General features: G+C 71.1%; 10 protein-coding genes and 1 pseudogene. 4 read left to right on the top strand and 7 right to left on the bottom strand.

The window, feature by feature from the left end:
* The 3 genes and pseudogenes from OQF71_RS06270 to OQF71_RS06260 form a co-directional block, all read right to left on the bottom strand.
* A pseudogene (locus tag OQF71_RS06270) lies at window positions 1–239 on the bottom strand (ROK family protein); the annotation flags it as partial.
* A gap of 117 nt (window positions 240–356) precedes the next feature.
* On the bottom strand, window positions 357–815 hold the full coding sequence (locus tag OQF71_RS06265; protein WP_280586542.1) for a universal stress protein: 459 nt from the start codon (window positions 813–815) through the stop codon (window positions 357–359).
* Between the two features lie 57 nt (window positions 816–872).
* Entirely contained in the window at window positions 873–1712 is an 840-nt protein-coding gene (locus tag OQF71_RS06260; RefSeq protein WP_280586541.1) for a hypothetical protein, read from the bottom strand.
* Between the two features lie 110 nt (window positions 1713–1822).
* Between OQF71_RS06260 and OQF71_RS06255 the strand changes: the two genes are divergently transcribed.
* Complete coding sequence (locus OQF71_RS06255; RefSeq protein WP_280586540.1) at window positions 1823–2416, top strand: histidine phosphatase family protein; 594 nt, start codon at window positions 1823–1825, stop codon at window positions 2414–2416.
* A gap of 21 nt (window positions 2417–2437) precedes the next feature.
* Here OQF71_RS06255 and OQF71_RS06250 read toward each other — a convergent pair whose 3' ends face one another.
* Both OQF71_RS06250 and OQF71_RS06245 read right to left on the bottom strand, forming a co-directional pair.
* A complete protein-coding gene (locus OQF71_RS06250; protein WP_280586539.1) occupies window positions 2438–2821 on the bottom strand; it encodes a DUF5611 family protein in 384 nt (127 codons plus the stop codon).
* A 79-nt stretch (window positions 2822–2900) separates the two neighbouring features.
* Window positions 2901–4040: a hypothetical protein gene (locus OQF71_RS06245; protein WP_280586538.1), complete on the bottom strand. Its 1140-nt coding sequence runs from the start codon at window positions 4038–4040 to the stop codon at window positions 2901–2903.
* Window positions 4041–4230: 190 nt separating this feature from the next.
* On the opposite strand from OQF71_RS06245, the gene OQF71_RS06240 reads away from it, so the two are divergent.
* Window positions 4231–4545, top strand: coding sequence for a 2Fe-2S iron-sulfur cluster-binding protein (locus tag OQF71_RS06240; RefSeq protein ID WP_280586537.1), 315 nt, complete (start codon window positions 4231–4233; stop codon window positions 4543–4545).
* 194 nt (window positions 4546–4739) lie between these two features.
* Here OQF71_RS06240 and OQF71_RS06235 read toward each other — a convergent pair whose 3' ends face one another.
* Window positions 4740–4934: a cold-shock protein gene (locus OQF71_RS06235; RefSeq protein WP_004048101.1), complete on the bottom strand. Its 195-nt coding sequence runs from the start codon at window positions 4932–4934 to the stop codon at window positions 4740–4742.
* A 214-nt stretch (window positions 4935–5148) separates the two neighbouring features.
* On the opposite strand from OQF71_RS06235, the gene OQF71_RS06230 reads away from it, so the two are divergent.
* Together OQF71_RS06230 and OQF71_RS06225 are read left to right on the top strand one after the other, a co-directional pair.
* Window positions 5149–5661, top strand: coding sequence for a hypothetical protein (locus OQF71_RS06230; RefSeq protein ID WP_280586533.1), 513 nt, complete (start codon window positions 5149–5151; stop codon window positions 5659–5661).
* A gap of 78 nt (window positions 5662–5739) precedes the next feature.
* The gene (locus OQF71_RS06225) at window positions 5740–6066 is read left to right on the top strand and encodes a zinc ribbon domain-containing protein (RefSeq protein ID WP_280586532.1); all 327 of its coding nucleotides are present in this window, start codon (window positions 5740–5742) and stop codon (window positions 6064–6066) included.
* On the opposite strand, the gene OQF71_RS06220 is transcribed toward OQF71_RS06225, so the two are convergent.
* Window positions 6063–6551, bottom strand: coding sequence for a DoxX family membrane protein (locus OQF71_RS06220; RefSeq protein ID WP_280586531.1), 489 nt, complete (start codon window positions 6549–6551; stop codon window positions 6063–6065). The two genes, OQF71_RS06225 and OQF71_RS06220, sit on opposite strands and share 4 nt — an antisense overlap.
* Window positions 6552–6681 lie beyond the last annotated feature (130 nt).

Below are 6681 nucleotides of genomic sequence, written 5' to 3'. Positions count from 1 at the left end.
ACCCCTGCGGCGAGGTCGAGCGTGCCGTTCGAGCCGATCCCGGCCGCGACGACCTCCGTCGGGTCGATCTCGGCGTCGGCGCACGCGCCGCGGACGACGCCGAGCACGGCCTCGGTCACGGCGATCCCGTTCGGTCCGCGGGGGGTCCCCCGCTCGTCGGATCCGAGGATTTCCGCCGTGCCGTCGCCGACGACCGCCCGGACGTTCGTCGCCCCGAGGTCGACGCCAACGTAGTACATTGGCTAAAAGCGCGGACCGGTATTACTTAAGAGGGACGCTTCCCGAAGTGGTTCGCCGCGATCGGACACGGGGACGGGGATTCACTGCGACCGGCGACGGGAGGGCGCGCTGATCGCTCAGGCGGCGGCGTCCCGCACGAAGGTCACCGGGCACGGCGACGAGAGGATGACCTCCTGCGCGACGCTGCCGAAGACGGCCTTGCCGGTCGGCGACCGGCGTCGCCCCCCGACCACCACGCGATCGGCCTCGACGGCCGAGGCGATCCCGACGACCTCGTCGGCGTGGTCGCCGACTGCGCCGCGGATCGAGTAGTCGACACCGGCCTCGTCGAGCGCCTTCGCGAGCGCCCGCGTCGTCGTGTGTCGCTCGGCGACCGCGTCCGGGGTCGACCCCTCGCTCGACTCGTCGACGCCGAGCTTCGAGCGGACGCCGTCGAACTCCTCGTCGGTGAACACGTGGGTCAACACGACCTCCGCGCCCGTGGGCTCGGCGACCGCGATCGCCTCCCGCGCGATCTGTTCGGTTTGCGTCTCGTCTTCGGTTCCGACCGCCAGTAACACAGTTTCTATGCTCATACCTCCTCTTCGCGCCCCGCCGGGATAAGGCTGTCGAAGTTTTAACTCAATTCTGAATTAATTTTCATGAGATCGATCCTGAGGGTTCTCGCTCGCGTCCGGGTCGGTTTCAGCCGGGTCGCTCGCGTTCGGGTCGGACTCGGACGGCTCCGACTCCCCCGGCGGATCGACGAACAGCGGGTCGCCGGCCGGTCGGCCGTAGTCGACGACCCAGTACCGGCCGCGGTAGGCGCCGACGTTCTCCGGCTTGAACTCGTCGAAGTGGAACCGGTCGCGGTGCGGCGCCAGCGCGGCCCGCACGCGGTCGAGCGCCTCCTCCCGCACGGACTCGTCCGGGGGCACGTCCGCCCGGGGCATGGCGATCCAGTCTCCACCGGACCCGCCGTCGAGAACCGGGAGGAACGGGTGCGACTCGACCGCCGCCCAGATCCGTCGCTCCCGGCGGTTCTGCGGGCGCCCGTCGCCCATCTCGGCCGAGGGGCCGTACCGCGCCAACTTCGCGACGAGGGGGTCGCCGTCGGTCGGTTCGGACCCTCCGTCGGTCGGTTCGGACTCGCCCTCGCGAGCCGACCCCGGAATCGCGACGGCGACGCGGCCCGTCCCGGTCCCGATGACCTCGGCTCCCGAGTCCGCCACGGCGCCGTCCGCGCTCCCCGCCTCGCCGAGGTCGTCGAGCTCCGCGACCAGCCCGTCGAGGACCTCGCGCTCGCCCGGCGCGAGCTCGCGGAAGTAGGTCATCGCCTCGCCGGCCGGCCACGACCACGTCCGGCCCGCGTACTCCCACTCCGTCTCCTCGACGGCGACGCGGTCGAGGGCGGCCCGCCGGGCCGCCCGCAGGTGACGGGCCGCGGTCGACAGCCGGTCGGCGACCGCGGACGGAATCGAGTCCTGACGCATTCGGTCACAGTACCCGGTCCGCGGTCAATAGGCTGTCGTCGACCGGCACCCGTCGGGTTACGCCCGTCTCTCGTCGAAATCTCCTTGGCGCGCGCTCTCGACGTTCGACCGTGAGCACGCTGTTCGTCAGACACGGGACGACCGAGTGGAACGAGACGGGGCGGATCCAGGGGTGGGCGCCCGTCGGGCTCTCCGACGCCGGATGCGAGGAGGCCGCGGCGGTCGCCGACGCCCTCGCCGAGCGCCACGCGGTCGACGCGGTCGTCGCCTCCGATCTCGCGCGGACCGTCGAGACCGCCGAACCGATCGCCGCGGCGGCCGGGGTCGACGTGGAGACCGACCCGCGGCTCCGCGAGCGCGACTTCGGCGTCTTCCAGGGGCTCACTTCCGGCGACTTCTTCGAGCGCTTCCCCGCGTTCGACCTGCTGGAGAACGGGCGGGCGGCGGCCGAGCGCGCGCCCGACAGCGGCGAGAACTGGCTCGCCGTCCGCGAGCGCGTCCTCGACGCGGTCGCGGACCTACGCGCCCGCGAGGGGACCGTCGTCGCCGTCACGCACGTGAACCCGATCCGGCTCGCCGTCGGCGAGCGCCGAGGCCTCTCGGTGGTGCGGTCGCTCACGGAGCTGTCGGCCGACAACTGTTCGGTGACCGAGGTCGACGAGGGCGGCGCGCTCGTCCGCGCGGACGACCGGTCGTACAAGTAGCGTCGGCGGGCGGAACTCGTCTCAGTAGTCGGGCGCCTCGTCCTCGACCTCGCGCTTCAGCGAGTCGCGGCGGGACTTCGCGTCGCGACCGGTCGCCTCCAGTAAGAACTCGTTTTTCGCGTCGACCGCGTCGGCGGCGGCGTCGGCGTTCCCCTCGGCGATGACGTCCTCGGCCGGGCGCTCCTCGAAGTGGACCGCGAGCTTGTCCTTCTTGCTCCCGTACTCGGCGGCACCGGCCACGATCCGCTCGAAGACCGGATTGTCAGGGTCCCCGACGACGTACAGCTCGTGTCCCTGCCACTCCTCCGTATCGGTGATCTCACCGAAGTACTCCTCGACAGAACCCTTCAGATCGGGCATGCGGTCGTCCAGATGCTCGCCGCGGCGCATCTTGTACTCCTTCATGCCGCGACCGTTCGACAGGGGGGCGTAAACCAGTTTCGTCACGGGGTCTTCAGCCCGCTGAAGAAGCCTCGGGGACCGATCAGATCGGGCGCTCGGTGACGTAGCCGCGCTTGCACTCGGGGCAGATGTCGCCCGCGCGCATGGAGTTGCCGTCGGCGTCGCGGGTCATCCCGCACTCGGGGCAGTAGTACTCCGTCGCCGCCTCCGAAGTCGACGTCGAGAGGTCGGGGCTCTCGGCGCGAGTGATTCCCGTTCCCGTGTCGGCCGCCTCCGCTTCGTCGTCCCGCGGCTCGACCGTCCCGTCGACCCCGTCGGCGTCCCGCTCCGGCGCCTCGACGTACTCCGCGTCTTCGTCCGCCGCGGCCGGCTCGGCCGCCTCGGGGGTGAGGCCGCCGCCGAACTCGACGGCGTCGCCCGCGCCGCCCTCGCCGATCTCCGCGCTGAACCCCTCGTCCTCCCCGCGCTGTTCGGGCCACGGAGTCGTCGCCGCTCCCGCGTCGTCCCCCTCGTCGACCTCCGGCCACGCCCCGCGCTCGCGGTCGGTCGCCGGCTCGTCCTCCTCGTCGAGGATCACGCCGTCGTCCGTCTCCGCGTCCTCCTCGTCGGCCGCCGGCGGCTCCGCGGTCTCGGCGTCGGGGTACTCCGCGTACTCCTCACCGCCCCCGAGCGAGCCCGCCTCGCCGTTCGCTCCCGATTCGAGGAGCTCCGCGCCCTCGTCCGCGTCCGCCGCGGCGCCGTCCTCGTCCGCCGCGACGCTCCCCTCTCCGGCGTCGCTCGCGGCCTCGTCGTCCGCGTCCGGGGCCCCCTCTCCGTCGCCTCCGGCGGCGGGCTCGCCGTCGATGATCACGGCGTCGTCGCCGTCCGCGTCGGCGGGCGCGTCTATCGTCGCCTCGGCGTCTACCGCCCCGGTGCCCGCCGCTTCGGTGTTCGCCGCCCCGGCGTCCGGCCCCACGTCGCCCGACGTGGCGCGGTCGCCGCCGACGTTCGGGCCCGTCGCGGCCGGGCCCGTCTCCGTCGCCTCGGCGCCTGCGACGGCCTCGTCGGTCAGTTGCTCCATCGTCGTGACCTCGGTGTTCTCGCTCACGACCTGCGTCTCACCGCAGCGAGCGCAGGTCTTCACCTCGGTGACGGTCGTGACGACCTCGTTCCCGTCCTCCTCGCGCTCGCGCCGTAGTTCGGGCTCGTCGAAGTCGTGCCCGAGCAGACACCTGAGTCCCATTATGTCCGTCCTGCGGTGCCGAGGGTAAAAAACGCCCCGTCCGGCGTCTGACGCCCGGCGCACGCCCGTCTCGTCGGGCGGCCGTTTCGGACCCCGCAGCCGTTCTCGACCGCGGTCCCGCCCGGGACGCGCTCGCCCGACCGCAGTACCCAGACTCTTTGTGGGTCGGTCGCGTACCCTTCGACCGTCTATGCCGACCGTATCCTATCAGGGAGAGGAGATCGAGTGCGAGAAGGGCGCCGTGTTGCGCGACGTGTTGAAGGAGGCCGGCCTCTCCGTGTACAACGGAAAGTCGGAACAGCTCAACTGCCGCGGAATGGGGTCGTGCGGTACATGCGCCGTCCAGGTCGACGGCGAGGTCAGCGAGCCCGGAAAGAAGGAGAAGGCCCGCCTCTGGGCTCCCCCGCACCACCCGAGCCACGACGTTCGCCTCGCCTGTCAGACGAAAGTCGAGGGCGACGTCGAGGTGACGAAAGGGCGCGGCTTCTTCGGGCAACACATCTGATTCGGCCGTCGCAGCCGCTCTGAGTTTTCATGCCGCCGCTCGTCGTCGCCGGCCGAACCGATCGGCGGCGGCGACGCTCGGTGTCGTGATAAGAACCCGCGGCGGACGTGAATCCGGTGCGGGCAAAAGTCTCGTTGTCGCGTGTCAGAGTCGCGTTCGGCGTCAGCCGGACCGACCCACCTTATCGGATCGGCTTACTGCCGAACGACGTTGGACGCGCGCGGCCCCTTGGGCGAGGACTCGATGTCGAACTCGAGCTCCTGGCCCTCTTCGAGGTCCGGCCCTTCGACGTCTTCCATGTGGAAGAACACGTCGTCGTCAGCGTCGTCAGTCTCAATAAATCCGTAGCCGCCAGTGTCGTTGAAGAAATCAACCTTTCCGGTCGCCATTGCATCCTAACGAACGCTCCGTCGGGGCATAAGGATTGCGAGTGTACAGTTACCACGGGTGAAGGCGAACAATTGCTGTCGTTGTGGGCTGTTTTTGAGTCGATCGGTGCCCGCACTCTCGGACTCATCGCGATACACCGACCGATCCGTCGGTTCTTCGGCTCCGGCCGTCGCCGGAGGGACGTTTATGTTCGCCCGCCGCGATCGGCGTGTCGTGTTCCGATCGCTCAGGGAGAACGGACCGGCGTTGCTCGTCCCCGCCGCTTGGACCGTCGTCGCCGCGACGGCGCTCGACGTCGTCTCCACGCGCGCCTTGTTCGTCGCCCACGTGGTCATGAGCGCCCTGCTCGTCGCGTTCGTGATCGCCTCGTGGCGCGACATGGCGAGCGGCGTGCTCCGCGCGTGGAAGCTCGTGATCCTCGCGGGAGTGCCCGCGACGCTCGCGGGCCTCGCGGGATTCCTCGCGCTCGGCGGCGCCGACACCCTCTCGCCCCCCCTGTTGGCCGTCTCGCTTTTCGGCTGGATGCTCCTCCCCGCGGCCGGGTCCGCGTACACCGCGCGTCGCGTCGAGGCGGGCTCGCGGATCTACGACGCCGGCGCCGCCTGCTGTGTCGCCGGCGCGGTCGCGGTCGCGCTGGCGCCGTCGGCGACGTGGACCGCGGTCGGGCTCGGGCTCGTCGGCGCCGGACAGACGGCCGGCATCCTCGACGCCACGCTACGGTACTGACCCGCCGGCCTCGCCGACGCCGATCGTGAGCCGTGCGATCACCCCACAATATCTAAGCCTCCGGCCCGTACTGCTCGCATGCTCGATCTCGGCCCGGTTTCTCTCGCGGTCACGGGGACGCTGCTGCTCGTCGCGCTGGCGCTCGGCTTCCGCGTGCTCCGCGGGATCGTTCGCGAGGGACGCGACCGACAGCAGCGCCGACGGGCCGGAGAGACGGAGAAGTACACGGAAGACGAGGAGTACGGGCCGGAAGCGCCGGCCGACTCCGGAGGCGACCTCGGAGAGCGCAGCGCGCGGGACGCTCAGAGTGACTCGACCGCGACGTGCCCCCAGTGCGGGGCGGCCAACGAGCCGGGATTCGAATTCTGTCGGCGCTGCGCGGCGCCGCTCCGCCCCGGGGCCTAGCTCGTCGGCTCCGTCGCCGCTCCCGTCTCGACTTCCGCGTCGCTTCCGGACACCGACTCCGGGAGCGCGTGCCACCACGCCCACAGCACCAATACGGCCTGGAACGGGAGCCGCGCCCACGCCGCCGCCCGAACGACCCCCGCGAGCCGGTCCGGAGCGAACTCGACCGCCACGTCGTCGGTCACCGTGTAGACGTTCGCCGGGAAGACGGCGACCAGCAGCGCCACGATCCCCCACGCCGACGCGCGTCGCGTCCGGTCGAACTGCACCCCGAGCCCGAGGGCGATCTCCGCGACCCCGGAGAGGTACACCAGCGTCCGCGGCCGCGGGAACTCCGACGGGACGACACGGGCGAACGAGTCCGGCGCGAGGAAGTGTGCGACGCCCGCGATCGCGTACGTCGCGCCCATCGCGCGGCGCAGTGGGCGTTTCCGTCGGGCGATCGGACCGGAGGCGTCGGCGTCGGACTCCGCGTCGTCGCTCATCTGCGTGGGTAGCGCCGGACGGCTAATGAGGGTTCTCCCGGTCGTTTCACGATGCTCCGCTCGTCTTCAGAGCCCCCGCTCGCTGCGCTCGCGGGGACGGATGACAGCTCGATCCCGATCCGATGCTCAC

The sequence above is a fragment of the Halorubrum sp. Boch-26 genome (assembly GCF_029889805.1).
In the GTDB taxonomy this organism is placed as follows: Archaea; Halobacteriota; Halobacteria; order Halobacteriales; family Haloferacaceae; genus Halorubrum.
The sequence above is the reverse complement of the archived record's forward strand: the minus strand, read 5'-3'. Positions and strand labels throughout refer to the sequence as shown.